We start from the raw sequence: 13,479 nt of genomic DNA, 5'->3' as shown, positions 1-13,479 counted from the left end.
AACATTCCGCGCTTGATCGACCTTATTCGGGATTTTCCATGACCACCGTTCGCACCCGCATCGCGCCATCGCCCACGGGCGACCCTCACGTCGGCACGGCTTACATCGCACTTTTCAACTATTGCTTTGCCAGGCAGCACGGTGGCGAGTTCATCCTGCGGATCGAAGACACCGATCAGCTGCGTTCGACCCGTGAGTCCGAACAGCAGATTTTCGATGCGCTACGCTGGTTGGGCATCGAGTGGAGCGAAGGGCCGGACGTGGGCGGGCCGCATGGTCCGTACCGGCAGAGCGAGCGGGGCGATATCTACCGCAAATACGCTCAGCAACTGGTCGAGATGGGTCACGCCTTCCCGTGCTTCTGCACCGCTGAAGAGCTGGACGAAATGCGCGCCGAACAAACGGCCAGGGGCGAGACGCCGCGCTATGACGGTCGTGCGCTGCTGCTTTCCAAAGAAGAGGTTCAGCGTCGTCTGGATGCTGGCGAACCGCACGTCATCCGCATGAAAGTGCCGACCGAAGGCGTTTGCGTGGTGCCGGACCTGCTGCGTGGCGAAGTGGAGATTCCGTGGGACCGCATGGACATGCAGGTTCTGATGAAGACCGATGGCCTGCCAACCTACTTCCTGGCCAACGTGGTCGATGACCATCTGATGGGTATCACCCACGTATTGCGTGGCGAAGAATGGCTGCCGTCCGCGCCAAAACTGATTCTGCTCTACGAATACTTCGGCTGGGACAAGCCGCAGCTGTGCTACATGCCGCTGCTGCGTAACCCGGACAAGAGCAAGCTGTCCAAGCGCAAGAATCCGACGTCGGTGACGTTCTACGAGCGCATGGGCTTCATGCCTGAAGCGATGCTCAACTACCTGGGGCGCATGGGCTGGTCGATGCCGGACGAGCGCGAGAAGTTTTCGCTGCAGGAAATGGTCGAGCATTTCGACCTGTCCCGCGTATCGCTGGGTGGGCCGATCTTCGACATCGAGAAACTGTCCTGGCTCAACGGTCAGTGGTTGCGCGACCTGCCGGTCGAGGAGTTCGCATCCCGCGTGCAGAACTGGGCGCTCAACCCCGAGTACCTGATGAAGATCGCGCCGCACGTGCAGGGCCGCGTCGAAACCTTTAGCCAGATCGCGCCCTTGGCCGGCTTCTTCTTTGCCGGTGGCGTCACGCCGGACATCAAGCTGTTCGAGCACAAGAAGCTCTCGGGCGATCAGGTGCGCCAGTTGATGCAGTTGATTCTGTGGAAGCTGGAATCGCTGCGTCAATGGGAGAAAGACCCGATCACCGCCTGCATCCAGTCGGTGGTCGAGCACCTGGGGCTCAAGCTGCGTGACGCCATGCCGCTGATGTTCGCCTCGATCACCGGGCAGGCCAGCTCTGTTTCGGTGCTGGATGCGATGGAGATCCTCGGTCCCGATCTCACGCGTTTCCGTCTGCGTCAGGCCATCGATCTGCTCGGTGGCGTTTCGAAGAAGGAAAACAAAGAGTGGGAAAAACTGTTGGGCGCTATCGCCTGATCGACAAGTAATGTGCAGAAGCTACTGCGTACCTGCATGAGCAGGGCACGCAGTGGTCGGCCCGCCCTCGGATTTGCGGGCCGAAACGGTAAGTGTTTGTTATGCCGACGAAAAACTTTCAAATTTCTCGAAAATAAATTTGACAGCTTAGCGACTCACGCTTAACATGCGCCCCGTCCACTGATGTGGGGCTATAGCTCAGCTGGGAGAGCGCCTGCATGGCATGCAGGAGGTCAGCGGTTCGATCCCGCTTAGCTCCACCAAATTCAAGGTTCAAAGCCTGTTAAACAGGGTGTTGAATCGATCAGAGTCCCAACTCTGATCAGGTAGAAGGTTTTGTCCCCTTCGTCTAGTGGCCTAGGACACCGCCCTTTCACGGCGGTAACAGGGGTTCGAGTCCCCTAGGGGACGCCAGTTTCATCGAGTGATGCTGCAAGGTTGAACTCCGCCGCGAGGCGATAAATCCGGGGCTATAGCTCAGCTGGGAGAGCGCCTGCATGGCATGCAGGAGGTCAGCGGTTCGATCCCGCTTAGCTCCACCAATTTTGCCAGGGTTCATCATTGATGAACCTGACTGAAGGTTTTGCGTCCCCTTCGTCTAGTGGCCTAGGACACCGCCCTTTCACGGCGGTAACAGGGGTTCGAGTCCCCTAGGGGACGCCACGATTTCCCGCTCTGCGGGACCAAGGGTCATTCGATTATTGAATGGCCCTTTTGTTTTTTCAGGGTTTTATTTTCTCCTCGAGCCCTGCCTCCCGCTTGCAGCTTTCTCCGGCGTCACGCTGCCCAGCCTTTGCAGCGCCTGCATTCCAGCTACACTGCCCGCGAAAGCATCTGGCCAATCCATTCAAGTACAGGAGCGAGCATGGTCTGGGATCGGGCAACGCCTTTCGTCATCGACCTCAATGTCGGCAGTGATGATATCGACGGTCTGGGGCACGCCAATAACGCGGTTTACGTGTCCTGGCTGGAGCGCTGTGCCTGGCGTCATTCGCAGTACCTGGGGCTTGATCTCAGCGAGTACCGGCGATTGGACCGGGCAATGGCGGTGGTCAGGCACGAGATCGATTATCTGGCCAGCGCCTACGAAGGCGATGAGCTGCAACTGGCGACCTGGATCGTCGACTGGGATCGACGCTTGAAAATGACCCGCTGCTTTCAGCTCAAGCGTCCTTCCGACAACCTCACGTTGCTGAGGGCGCAAACCACGTTTGTCTGCATCGAGCTGTCCACCGGACGTCCCAAGCGCATGCCGGCCGAGTTCATTGACGGCTATGGCGCGGCCATGTTGCAGGTCGACGTTCCCAATCCCGGCGGCGAGCAGTAAACTGCCGGACTTTTTTTCGAGTGTGACCCATGCAAATTGCTCTGGCGCCCATGGAGGGGTTGGTCGACGACATCCTGCGTAATGTGCTGACCCGCGTCGGCGGCATCGACTGGTGCGTGACCGAATTCATCCGGGTCACCGAGCGGGTCATGCCTGCCACCTACTACTACAAGATGGCGTCCGAACTGCACACTGATGCCAAAACGGCAGCCGGTGTGCCATTGCATTTGCAGTTGCTGGGTTCAGACCCCGTTTGTCTGGCGGAGAACGCTGCGTTCGCCTGTGAGTTGGGCGCACCGGTCATGGACCTGAATTTTGGCTGCCCGGCCAAGACCGTGAACCGCTCTCGTGGTGGCGCGATTCTGCTTAAAGAACCTGACCTGCTGCATTCGATCGTCAGTCAGGTGCGGCGCGCCGTGCCTGGCGAGATTCCGGTCACTGCCAAGATGCGTCTGGGCTACGAAAACACTGATGGCGCGCTCGACTGCGCCAGAGCGCTGGCCGATGGCGGCGCCGAGCGCATCGTGGTGCACGCCCGTACCAAGGTTGACGGCTACAAGCCGCCTGCGCATTGGGAGTGGATTGCGCGGATTCAGGAGGTGGTCAAGGTGCCGGTCGTCGCCAATGGCGAGATCTGGACAGTCGAGGACTGGCGGCGCTGTCAGGAGATATGCGGCGCACGGGACATCATGATCGGCCGTGGCCTGGTGGCACGACCCGATCTGGCTCGGCAGATCGCCGCTGCCCACGCGGGCGAGGAGGTGGTCGAGATGACCTGGGCCGATCTGCAACCGATGCTGCGCACGTTCTGGGGCGACTGTCTGGCCAAGATGACGCTGGTCCAGGCGCCGGGTCGCCTGAAGCAGTGGCTGGTGCTGCTGACCAAGAGCTACCCGGAAGCGACGCTCATGTTCAACGCCTTGCGCCGCGAAACCGACTGTGAGCGGATCAGTGTTTTGCTCGGTTATTCAGCCGACGAACGGTCATCTTTTTTCTGAAAAAAGTCTCTTGAAAAGTCAGCGGGCGACCCTAGTTTGGGGATTACGCGATGCCGAAATCGGGTCGCGCAAACTACTCGCTGATTAACAGGAGAATTATCATGACGACTGCATTTTCTCTGGCTCCACTGTTTCGTCACTCAGTGGGCTTCGACCGTTTCAACGACCTCTTCGAGTCGGCGGCACGCAACGATTCGGCCAGTGGCTACCCACCCTACAACGTGGAGCGCCATAGCGACGACCAGTACCGCATCGTGATCGCCGCGGCCGGCATGCAGGAAGAAGACCTTGATCTACAGGTCGAGAAAGGGGTATTGACGGTGACCGGCGGCAAGCGTGAACGCGAGGCCGAGAACGTGACCTATCTGCACCAGGGCATCGCCCGCCGCGAGTTCAAACTGTCGTTCCGGCTGGCAGACAACATCGAAGTCAAAGGGGCCGATCTGTCCCATGGCCTGCTGAACATCGATCTGGTGCGTAATGTGCCTGAAGAGGCCAAGCCAAAGCGCATTCCGCTCAATACTCAGAAAGTCATCGAGCAGTGATTCGCTGAGCGGATGTACAGCCAGAAAGGCGCCTTCGGCGCCTTTCTGCGTTCAAGGGTTGGGCAACAGGCTGGGCTGCCGCAAATGTTGTTTGAGCCGCAGCAGGGTTTCGAAGGCCGGGTCATCCAGCGGTTCGCTGAACAGATAACCCTGATACACGTGACAACCGAGCTTTTCGAGGAATGCCAGTTGCTCGGCGGTTTCCACGCCCTCGGCGATCACATTCAGGTTCAGGCTCTGCGCCATGGCCACGATAGCGCGGATGATTTCTGCATCGTTGGGGTCGCTCGTCGCGTCTTGAACGAATGACTGATCGATTTTCAGGGTGTCCACCGGCAGTCGCTTCAGGTAAGTCAGCGACGAATAACCGGTGCCGAAGTCGTCCATTGCGAAGCTCACACCAAGCTTTTTCAGGCTGCGCATCTTGGCAATGGTGTCGTCCAGATTCTGAATGACGATGCCTTCGGTAATTTCCAGCTTCAGCATGCTGGCGGGCAATTGGTGCTGCTTGAGGCTGCGCTGTACCCGTTCGACGAAATCGGTCTGCCTGAACTGACGCGGACTGATGTTCACGCCCATCAGAAACGTATCTTCTGTAATCAGCGCCTGCTTCAGCAGGCGACCGGCGGTCTTGCAGGCTTCATCCAGCACCCAACTGCCGACTTCGAGAATCATGCCGCTTTCTTCGAGAATCTGTACGAACTGATCGGGCGGCAGCAGGCCGTATTCCGGATGTTGCCAGCGCAGCAACGCCTCTGCGCCAGTGAGCGACTCGTAACGGCAGTCGACTTGAGCCTGGAAGTGCAGGTGGAATTCGTTGCGGGTCAGGGCCAGGCGCAGGTCGTTTTCCATGCGTAATCGCTGACTGACCGCCTTCTGCATGGAACTGTGAAAGAACTGGGCGGCGTTGCGTCCCGAATCCTTGGCCCGGTACAGCGCAATGTCTGCGCGCTTGAGCAGGTCGGCGGGTGTCAGGCCGTCATCCGGAATCAGCACCATGCCGATGCTCGGCGTTACCTGCAGGCGGTGGCCATCGAGAAACATGGGCTCGGCCAGCAGCTCGCGCAGATTGTCGGAAAGCTCCTGAACCTGGTGAGTGACTTCATGGCGACTGCCTTCCAGTCCGCAGATCAGCACCACGAACTCGTCACCGCCCAGGCGCGCGACGGTGTCTTCGATGCGCACGCTGGCTTCCAGTCGCGCCGCGACGATATTCAGCACGCTGTCGCCGACCGGATGGCCCAGTGAATCGTTGATGTGCTTGAAGTGGTCAAGGTCGAGAAACAGCAACGCGCCTCGCAGGCGGTGATGCCTGAGCAGCGACAATTGCTGACTCAGGCGATCCATCAGCAGTGCGCGGTTGGGCAGGCCGGTCAGTGGGTCGTGGTAGGCCAGATGCTGGATCTGCGCCTGAGCGCTTTTCAGCTGGCCGATGTCCCGAGCGTTCATCAGCAGACAGGCGGTGTCGTTCAAGGTGATGAATTCCACCGACACGTCCAGTATCAACGGGTCGCCATTCTTGTTGCGGCCCGCCATTTCCCGATGATGGACCCGGCCCGCCTCACGCAACTGATCGATCATCTGCTGGCGCTGATTGAGGTCGGTCCAGATGCCGATCTCGTTGACGGTCTTGCCCAGCACCTCCGACGCGGTATAGCCGGTGAGGCGGCAGAAGCCGTCATTGACCTCCACATAGCGGCCGTTGCCCAACTCGGTGATGGTGATCGAATCGGGGCTGGAGTGAAACGCCTTGGCAAATTTCTCTTCGCTGGCCTCCAGCGCCGCCTGGGCCTGTTGCTGAGTGATGTCCAGCAACGTGCCAGCCAGCCTCGCCGGACTGCCGTCCGCGTTGCGGTACAGAATGGCGCGGCTCTCGAGCAGGCGTGAAAGACCGTTACGTAGCTGAAAACGGTAGGTCAGTTGAAAGGTATTCTGTTCGCCCTCGAGCACCGCCTGGTAGGCGTGGCGCATGCGATGCCGTTCCGCAGCAGGCAGGCCGGCGAGAAACTGGTTGAAGTCAGCGTCCAGGGGCTGCGCTTCTCTGCCATGCAATTGAGCGGCGCGTGCCGAGGCATGCAAACGGTCGGTGGCAATGTCCCATTCCCAGGTGCCCATCTGCGCCAGACTCAGCGCCAGGTCCAGACGATCCCGCGTCTCTTTGAGGGTTTGCTCGACGCTGCCGTCGGCTATCTGCGCAGCGGATGACTGCGCAGTGGCCGACAAGACGGGATGGTCCAGAGAATTGGGCATTGATCACGAGCCTTTATAAATAAAGCCAGTAAAACGATCGGTCTGCATCCTGCAGCGCACTATAACCGCTATATCTGCGCGTCCAGCAATTTCATGAACGCCCGGGCTGCATTCGAGAGTGTGCGTTCGGTGTGCAGGATATAGCCTAGCTGGCGATTGAGTTGCACGCCCGGCAAGGGGATGCGCGCAACCTGCTCGTCGAGCATCGTACGCGGCAGGACACTCCAGGCCAGGCCGATGGACACCATCATCTTGATGGTTTCCATGTAGTTGGTGCTCATCGCGATATTGGGTTTCAGGCCCTGGGCTTCGCACAGGTTGCTCACAATGTGGTGAGTGAAGGTGTTGCCGCCGGGAAACACTGCCGGGTAGCGCACGATGTCCGCCAGTTTCATAGGGCCGCTATTGGCCAGCGGGTGTTCCGGGGCGGCGACGAAATCCAGCGGATCGTCCCAGACCGGCGTTGCCCGCACCAGCGTGTGGGGCTCGGGGGCGAGGGTGATGACCGCCAGTTCGGCGCGGCCGTGCAGAATTTCGTCATACGCCACTTCAGAGTCCAGAAACTGAATGTCCAGCGCCACACCCGGATAGGTGCGGGTAAACTCGCGCAATACCGGCGGCAGGCGGTGCAGGCCGATGTGATGACTGGTTGCCAGCGTCAGGCGTCCGGTGACTTCGCCGGTCAGGTTGGTCAGTGCGCGACGCGTATCATCCAGCACATTGAGAATCTGATAGGCGCGCGGCAGCAAGGCCCGTCCCGCTTCGGTCAGGCTCACTTCGCGACCCAGGCGGTCAAACAGGCGCACGTTCAGTTGCTGTTCCAGGCCGGCGATGCGTTTGCTGATGGCGGGCTGTGTCAGGTGCAGGCGTTCACCCGCGCCGGAAAAGCTGCCGGTCTCGGCGATGGCTAAAAAAGCATTGAGATTGGCGAGGTCCATGGTCGGATTCCATTTGGTTATCCAAAGCATAAAAATTATGAATTTGAGTTATTTAAGCATATTCCATAGGATGCCCCCACAAGCCAAGGGGTCATGGATGCTCAACAACCCAAGGCATAGAAAAAGCTGATGAGGAAGTACGTCCGATGGCCGGAAAAACGCTCTACGACAAGCTCTGGGATTCGCATTTGGTCAAGCAGCGCGACGATGGTTCGGCGCTGATCTACATCGACCGCCATATCATCCACGAAGTGACTTCGCCGCAAGCCTTCGAAGGGCTGCGTCTTGCCGGGCGCAAGCCGTGGCGCATCGACTCGATCATTGCCACCCCGGACCACAACGTACCGACTACGTCGGAACGCAAGGGCGGCATCGGTGCCATCGAGGATCAGGTGTCGCGCCTGCAGGTTCAGACTCTGGATGACAACTGCGACGAATACGGCATCACCGAATTCAAGATGAACGACCCGCGTCAGGGCATCGTTCACGTGATCGGTCCGGAGCAGGGCGCGACCCTGCCGGGCATGAGCGTGGTCTGCGGCGACTCGCACACATCGACGCACGGCGCATTCGGCGCGCTGGCCCATGGCATCGGCACCTCCGAGGTCGAGCACGTGCTCGCCACCCAGTGCCTGGTCGCCAAGAAAATGAAGAACATGCTGGTGTCGGTCGAAGGTCAGTTGCCGTTCGGCGTCACCGCCAAGGACATCGTGCTGGCTGTGATCGGCAAGATCGGCACTGCAGGCGGCAACGGCTACGCGATCGAATTCGCCGGTAGCGCGATCCGTGACCTGTCCATCGAAGGCCGCATGACCATTTGCAATATGTCCATCGAAGCGGGCGCTCGCGTCGGCATGGTGGCCACCGATGAGAAGACCGTCGAGTACGTCAAGGGCCGTCCTTTTGCGCCTAAGGGTGCCGAATGGGACATGGCGGTCGAGGCATGGAAGGATCTGGTTTCCGATCCGGATGCAGTGTTCGACACCGTGGTCAGACTGGATGCCGCGCAGATCAAGCCGCAGGTCAGCTGGGGCACTTCGCCTGAAATGGTGTTGGCCGTCGATCAGAACGTCCCCGATCCGGCACAGGAAACCGACCTGGTCAAGCGCGGCTCCATCGAGCGCGCCCTTAAGTACATGGGCCTGAAAGCCAACCAGCCGATCACCGATATCCAGCTGGATCGCGTGTTCATCGGTTCGTGCACCAACTCGCGCATCGAAGACCTGCGCGCCGCTGCCGATGTCGCCAAGGGCCGCAAGGTCGCCGCGACCATCAAGCAGGCCATCGTGGTGCCGGGCTCGGGCCTGATCAAGGCGCAAGCCGAGCAGGAGGGCCTCGACAAGATCTTCATCGAAGCAGGCTTCGAATGGCGCGAGCCCGGCTGCTCCATGTGCCTGGCGATGAACCCTGATCGCCTGGGCTCCGGCGAGCATTGTGCCTCGACGTCCAACCGCAATTTCGAGGGCCGTCAGGGCGCTGGCGGCCGGACTCACCTAGTGAGCCCGGCGATGGCCGCAGCCGCGGCTGTCAATGGCCGTTTCATCGACGTTCGCGACCTGATCCAGCACTGAGGACACCAGCATGAAAGCCTTTACCCAGCACAATGGCCTGGTCGCTCCTCTGGATCGCGCCAACGTTGACACCGACCAGATCATTCCCAAGCAGTTTCTCAAGTCGATCAAGCGCACCGGCTTTGGCCCCAACCTGTTCGATGAGTGGCGTTATCTGGACGTGGGGCAGCCGTACCAGGACAACTCCAAGCGTCCATTGAATCAGGACTTCGTGCTCAATCACGCCCGTTATCAAGGTGCCAGCGTGCTACTGGCCCGCGAGAACTTCGGCTGCGGCTCCAGCCGCGAGCACGCGCCCTGGGCGCTGGAAGAGTACGGTTTCTGCGCGATCATCGCGCCGAGCTATGCCGACATTTTCTTCAACAACAGCTTCAAGAACGGTCTGTTGCCGATCATCCTGACCGAGGCTGAAGTCGATGAGCTGTTCAAGCAGGTGGAAGCCAACCCGGGCTATCAGCTCAGCATCGATCTGCAGGCCCAGACCGTAACCCGTCCCGACGGCAAAGTGCTGAGCTTCGAAATCGACGCATTTCGCAAGCATTGCCTGCTCAACGGTCTGGACGACATCGGTCTGACCCTGATGGACGCCGACGCCATCGCGTCCTTCGAGAGCAAGCACCGCGCCAGTCAGCCGTGGCTGTTTCGCGACTGACAGGCTGGCCATCACTGTCTTTTGACGAAGGCCGGGATGTGAGAGACGTGATGTTCGAGTCGGACAGGCGTTCCACACCTGGCAATGCCTGCGTCGGTGTTTAGAGATCGATGCGCAGGGTTCATTCAGCACCGATGTGCTGGTGCTGTGGGCCGAGCGTTAATCTTTTTGCGGTTTCAAACGTTATAGACAGGCGCCGTTCAAAGCGTCGATGTACAAAATCGAGGATGTTATGAGCAAGCAGATTCTGATTCTCCCAGGTGATGGCATTGGTCCGGAAATCATGACCGAAGCGGTCAAGGTACTGGAGCTGGCCAATGAGAAATATCAGCTGGGTTTTGAATTGACCCACGACGTGATCGGCGGTGCGGCCATCGACAAGCACGGCGTGCCGCTGGCCGACGAGACCCTGGAGCGCGCCCGCGCTGCCGACGCAGTGCTGCTTGGCGCGGTCGGTGGCCCGAAATGGGACACCATCGAGCGTGACATTCGTCCAGAGCGCGGTCTGCTGAAGATCCGTTCGCAGCTGGGGCTGTTCGGCAACCTGCGTCCGGCCATCCTCTATCCGCAACTGGCCGATGCCTCGAGCCTCAAGCCCGAAATCGTTTCCGGCCTGGACGTGCTGATCGTTCGCGAGCTGACGGGCGGGATCTACTTTGGCGCGCCGCGCGGCATTCGCGTGCTCGACAACGGCGAGCGTCAGGCCTACGACACGCTGCCGTACAGCGAGAGCGAAATCCGTCGTATCGCCCGTGTCGGTTTCGACATGGCGATGGTCCGTGGCAAGAAGCTGTGCTCGGTGGACAAGGCCAACGTGCTGTCCTCCAGCCAGTTGTGGCGTGAAATCGTCGAGCAGGTCGCCAAGGACTACCCCGAGGTCGAACTGAGCCACATGTACGTCGACAACGCGGCCATGCAACTGGTGCGTGCGCCCAAGCAGTTCGACGTGATCGTCACCGACAACCTGTTTGGCGATATCCTGTCCGATCAGGCCTCAATGTTGACCGGTTCCATCGGCATGCTGCCATCGGCGTCGCTGGATACCAACAACAAGGGCATGTACGAGCCGTGCCACGGTTCGGCGCCGGACATCGCCGGAAAAGGCATTGCCAACCCGCTGGCGACTATCCTTTCGGTCTCTATGATGTTGCGCTACAGCTTCAATCTGACCGACGCCGCTGATGCCATCGAGCAGGCAGTCAGCGTGGTTCTGGATCAGGGGCTGCGTACCGGCGACATCTTTTCACCGGGCAACACCCGGGTAGGCACGCAGGAAATGGGCGATGCAGTAGTCGCCGCGCTGCGGAATCTGTAATCTCTCTGGCCCGCCGGCTGCTGTGCATATGCAGCCCGGTGGTCCCCATTTTTTCAAGGTACAGTTGCGATGAAACGTGTAGGTCTGATCGGTTGGCGTGGCATGGTCGGTTCCGTGCTCATGCAGCGGATGCGGGAAGAGCAGGACTTCGATCTCATTGAGCCGGTGTTCTTCACTACTTCCAATGTCGGTGGCCAGGCGCCTTCGGTGGGCAAGGATCTTGCGCCGCTGAAAGACGCCTACAGCATCGACGAGCTGAAAACCCTGGACGTGGTGCTGACCTGTCAGGGCGGCGACTACACCAACGAGGTATTCCCCAAGCTGCGCGAAGCGGGCTGGCAGGGTTACTGGATCGACGCGGCTTCCAGCCTGCGCATGCAGGATGACGCGGTCATCGTGCTGGATCCGGTCAACCGCAAGGTCATTGATCAGCAACTCGACGCCGGCACCAAGAACTACATCGGCGGCAACTGCACCGTCAGCCTGATGCTGATGGGCCTGGGCGGCCTGTTCGATGCCGGTCTGGTCGAGTGGATGAACGTCATGACATATCAGGCGGCTTCCGGTGCCGGTGCGCAGAACATGCGTGAGCTGATCAAGCAGATGGGCGCCGTGCACGCGTCGGTTGCCGACGAACTGGCCAACCCGGCCAGCGCGATTCTGGACATCGACCGCAAGGTGGCCGAAGCCATGCGCGGCGAAGCGTTCCCGACCGAGAACTTCGGCGTACCGCTGGCCGGCAGCCTGATTCCTTGGATCGACAAGGCACTGCCGAACGGCCAGAGCCGCGAAGAGTGGAAAGGCCAGGCTGAGACCAACAAGATCATGGGTCGCTTCAAAAGCCCGATCCCGGTCGACGGTATCTGCGTGCGCATCGGCGCCATGCGTTGCCACAGCCAGGCATTGACCATCAAGCTGAACAAGGATGTGCCGATTGCGGACATCGAAGGCTTGATCAGCCAGCACAACCCTTGGGTCAAGCTGGTGCCGAACAACCGTGAAGCCAGCATGCACGAGCTCAGCCCGACCGCTGTGACCGGCACCATGAGCATTCCGGTAGGCCGTCTGCGCAAGCTGAACATGGGTTCGCAGTACCTGGGCGCGTTCACCGTGGGTGACCAGTTGCTGTGGGGCGCCGCCGAACCACTGCGCCGCATGTTGAGAATCCTGCTGGAACGTTGATCGCAACGCTGTCAGACAAGAACCCGCCTCCTGAACAGGACGCGGGTTTTTTGTTGCCCGGCCGACAGGTGTTACGTCCCAATATATGGGATTTAAATTTACATATTGAGATAATTTCGATTTCGGGTTTATAGTCCGTCCTGCACTCACTTCCAAAAAAACAACAGGTGACGCAATGCAGGCGCAACTGATCGCGCTCGACTGGGGAACCACCTCACTTCGTGCTTATCGACTTGGCGACCACGGCCAGGTACTGGAACAACGCGCCCTGAGCGCAGGCATCATGCAACTGCCCGGTACACCGCGCGTGATCGCAGGTGAGCTGTGCAGCAACGGGTTCGAACTGGCGTTCGACGAGGCGTGTGGCGACTGGCTCGATGCCCAGCCCGATCTGCCGGTCATTGCCTGCGGCATGGTCGGCAGCGCGCAAGGCTGGCGCGAGGCGACTTACCGGGAGGCACCGGCCAGCGTCGATGAGCTGAGCGCCGCCCTGCAGACGGTGCTCAGCGTACGTGGCGTGACCGTACACATCATTCCCGGCGTCCTGCAGCGCTCCACGCTGCCCAATGTCATGCGTGGCGAAGAAACCCAGGTATTGGGTGTGCTGGCCGGGCTCAATGAGCAATCGGCCAGCCAGCCATTGTTGATCGGCCTGCCGGGCAGCCACTCCAAATGGGTGCAAGTGGTGCAGGACCGCATCGTCCATTTCGACACGTTCATGACCGGCGAGGTCTACGCTGCGCTGTGTGCGCACACTATCCTGGGGCGCACCATGCAGCCGGGCGAAGCGTTCGATGAGGCAGCCTTCGATCGTGGGCTGGCCAATGCCCGTTCGGAGCAGGGCGCGGCCGGTCCGCTGTCGACCATCTTCAGTTGCCGCACCCTCGGACTGACCGGCCAACTGACCGCGAGTGCCCAGCCCGATTATCTCTCCGGCCTGTTGATCGGCCATGAACTGGCGTCTCTGGCCAGGCTTCAATTCGATGTCCATGGCCATCTGCCTGCGGTCATCCTGATCGGCAGCGAATCGCTGTGCCAGCGCTACGCGCGCGGCCTGACCGCCTGCGGCTTTGCGCGGGTGACAGTCGCCGCGCAGGCCACCGAACGTGGCCTCTGGCAGGTCGCGATGCAGGCCGGTCTGCTCGCGCGTCAGCCGTCCCATTACATTCAAGAGGTGTGAC

Annotated in this window: 11 protein-coding genes and 4 tRNA genes; 13 read left to right on the top strand and 2 right to left on the bottom strand. The window is 60.2% G+C overall.

The features are described 5' to 3' along the window. Positions 1 to 38 precede the first annotated feature (38 nt). The 8 genes from gltX (at position 39) to BZK31_RS14325 (ending at position 4,390) form a co-directional block, all read left to right on the top strand. Positions 39 to 1,520, top strand: a complete 1,482-nt coding sequence (gene gltX / locus BZK31_RS14360; RefSeq protein WP_083183624.1) for a glutamate--tRNA ligase — start codon at positions 39 to 41, stop codon at positions 1,518 to 1,520. Positions 1,521 to 1,707: 187 nt separating this feature from the next. Continuing rightward, positions 1,708 to 1,783, top strand: a tRNA-Ala gene (locus BZK31_RS14355). Positions 1,784 to 1,858: 75 nt separating this feature from the next. After that, positions 1,859 to 1,934, top strand: a tRNA-Glu gene (locus tag BZK31_RS14350). A gap of 52 nt (positions 1,935 to 1,986) precedes the next feature. Beyond that, positions 1,987 to 2,062, top strand: a tRNA-Ala gene (locus tag BZK31_RS14345). A 45-nt stretch (positions 2,063 to 2,107) separates the two neighbouring features. Beyond that, positions 2,108 to 2,183, top strand: a tRNA-Glu gene (locus BZK31_RS14340). A 202-nt stretch (positions 2,184 to 2,385) separates the two neighbouring features. Further along, on the top strand, positions 2,386 to 2,847 hold the full coding sequence (locus tag BZK31_RS14335) for an acyl-CoA thioesterase (protein WP_083183623.1): 462 nt from the start codon (positions 2,386 to 2,388) through the stop codon (positions 2,845 to 2,847). 29 nt (positions 2,848 to 2,876) lie between these two features. Beyond that, on the top strand, positions 2,877 to 3,845 hold the full coding sequence (locus tag BZK31_RS14330; RefSeq protein WP_083183622.1) for a tRNA dihydrouridine synthase: 969 nt from the start codon (positions 2,877 to 2,879) through the stop codon (positions 3,843 to 3,845). A gap of 101 nt (positions 3,846 to 3,946) precedes the next feature. Then, complete coding sequence (locus BZK31_RS14325) at positions 3,947 to 4,390, top strand: Hsp20 family protein (protein ID WP_083183621.1); 444 nt, start codon at positions 3,947 to 3,949, stop codon at positions 4,388 to 4,390. A gap of 51 nt (positions 4,391 to 4,441) precedes the next feature. On the opposite strand, the gene BZK31_RS14320 is transcribed toward BZK31_RS14325, so the two are convergent. Together BZK31_RS14320 and BZK31_RS14315 are read right to left on the bottom strand one after the other, a co-directional pair. After that, positions 4,442 to 6,640, bottom strand: coding sequence for a putative bifunctional diguanylate cyclase/phosphodiesterase (locus BZK31_RS14320; RefSeq protein WP_083183620.1), 2,199 nt, complete (start codon positions 6,638 to 6,640; stop codon positions 4,442 to 4,444). A 68-nt stretch (positions 6,641 to 6,708) separates the two neighbouring features. Then, positions 6,709 to 7,578: a LysR family transcriptional regulator gene (locus BZK31_RS14315; protein ID WP_083183619.1), complete on the bottom strand. Its 870-nt coding sequence runs from the start codon at positions 7,576 to 7,578 to the stop codon at positions 6,709 to 6,711. A 146-nt stretch (positions 7,579 to 7,724) separates the two neighbouring features. Here BZK31_RS14315 and leuC point away from each other — a divergent pair, with 146 nt between their 5' ends. From leuC to BZK31_RS14290, 5 genes are all read left to right on the top strand, one after another. Further along, complete coding sequence (gene leuC / locus BZK31_RS14310) at positions 7,725 to 9,149, top strand: 3-isopropylmalate dehydratase large subunit (protein WP_083183618.1); 1,425 nt, start codon at positions 7,725 to 7,727, stop codon at positions 9,147 to 9,149. Positions 9,150 to 9,159: 10 nt separating this feature from the next. Beyond that, positions 9,160 to 9,801 (top strand): 3-isopropylmalate dehydratase small subunit, encoded by a 642-nt coding sequence (gene leuD, locus BZK31_RS14305; protein WP_083183617.1) that lies wholly within the window; start codon positions 9,160 to 9,162, stop codon positions 9,799 to 9,801. Positions 9,802 to 10,033: 232 nt separating this feature from the next. Continuing rightward, the gene (gene leuB / locus BZK31_RS14300) at positions 10,034 to 11,116 is read left to right on the top strand and encodes a 3-isopropylmalate dehydrogenase (RefSeq protein WP_083183641.1); all 1,083 of its coding nucleotides are present in this window, start codon (positions 10,034 to 10,036) and stop codon (positions 11,114 to 11,116) included. A gap of 69 nt (positions 11,117 to 11,185) precedes the next feature. Continuing rightward, positions 11,186 to 12,298 carry an aspartate-semialdehyde dehydrogenase gene (asd, locus tag BZK31_RS14295; protein ID WP_083183616.1) on the top strand — a complete coding sequence of 371 codons (1,113 nt, stop codon included), beginning with the start codon at positions 11,186 to 11,188 and terminating at the stop codon, positions 12,296 to 12,298. Between the two features lie 175 nt (positions 12,299 to 12,473). After that, positions 12,474 to 13,478 (top strand): 2-dehydro-3-deoxygalactonokinase, encoded by a 1,005-nt coding sequence (locus BZK31_RS14290; protein WP_083183615.1) that lies wholly within the window; start codon positions 12,474 to 12,476, stop codon positions 13,476 to 13,478. Position 13,479 lies beyond the last annotated feature (1 nt).

Origin of the sequence: Pseudomonas floridensis (assembly GCF_002087235.1) — a bacterium.
Classification (GTDB): domain Bacteria; phylum Pseudomonadota; class Gammaproteobacteria; order Pseudomonadales; family Pseudomonadaceae; genus Aquipseudomonas; species Aquipseudomonas floridensis.
Note: the sequence above shows the minus strand (reverse complement) of the source record. Positions and strands in the feature narration are given on the sequence as shown.

Coding starts and splice junctions, on each gene's coding strand:
- gltX (WP_083183624.1), top strand. CDS start 39: ATGACCACCGTTCGCACCCGCATCGCGCCATCGCCCACGGGCGACCCT.
- BZK31_RS14335 (WP_083183623.1), top strand. CDS start 2,386: ATGGTCTGGGATCGGGCAACGCCTTTCGTCATCGACCTCAATGTCGGC.
- BZK31_RS14330 (WP_083183622.1), top strand. CDS start 2,877: ATGCAAATTGCTCTGGCGCCCATGGAGGGGTTGGTCGACGACATCCTG.
- BZK31_RS14325 (WP_083183621.1), top strand. CDS start 3,947: ATGACGACTGCATTTTCTCTGGCTCCACTGTTTCGTCACTCAGTGGGC.
- BZK31_RS14320 (WP_083183620.1), bottom strand. CDS start 6,640: ATGCCCAATTCTCTGGACCATCCCGTCTTGTCGGCCACTGCGCAGTCA.
- BZK31_RS14315 (WP_083183619.1), bottom strand. CDS start 7,578: ATGGACCTCGCCAATCTCAATGCTTTTTTAGCCATCGCCGAGACCGGC.
- leuC (WP_083183618.1), top strand. CDS start 7,725: ATGGCCGGAAAAACGCTCTACGACAAGCTCTGGGATTCGCATTTGGTC.
- leuD (WP_083183617.1), top strand. CDS start 9,160: ATGAAAGCCTTTACCCAGCACAATGGCCTGGTCGCTCCTCTGGATCGC.
- leuB (WP_083183641.1), top strand. CDS start 10,034: ATGAGCAAGCAGATTCTGATTCTCCCAGGTGATGGCATTGGTCCGGAA.
- asd (WP_083183616.1), top strand. CDS start 11,186: ATGAAACGTGTAGGTCTGATCGGTTGGCGTGGCATGGTCGGTTCCGTG.
- BZK31_RS14290 (WP_083183615.1), top strand. CDS start 12,474: ATGCAGGCGCAACTGATCGCGCTCGACTGGGGAACCACCTCACTTCGT.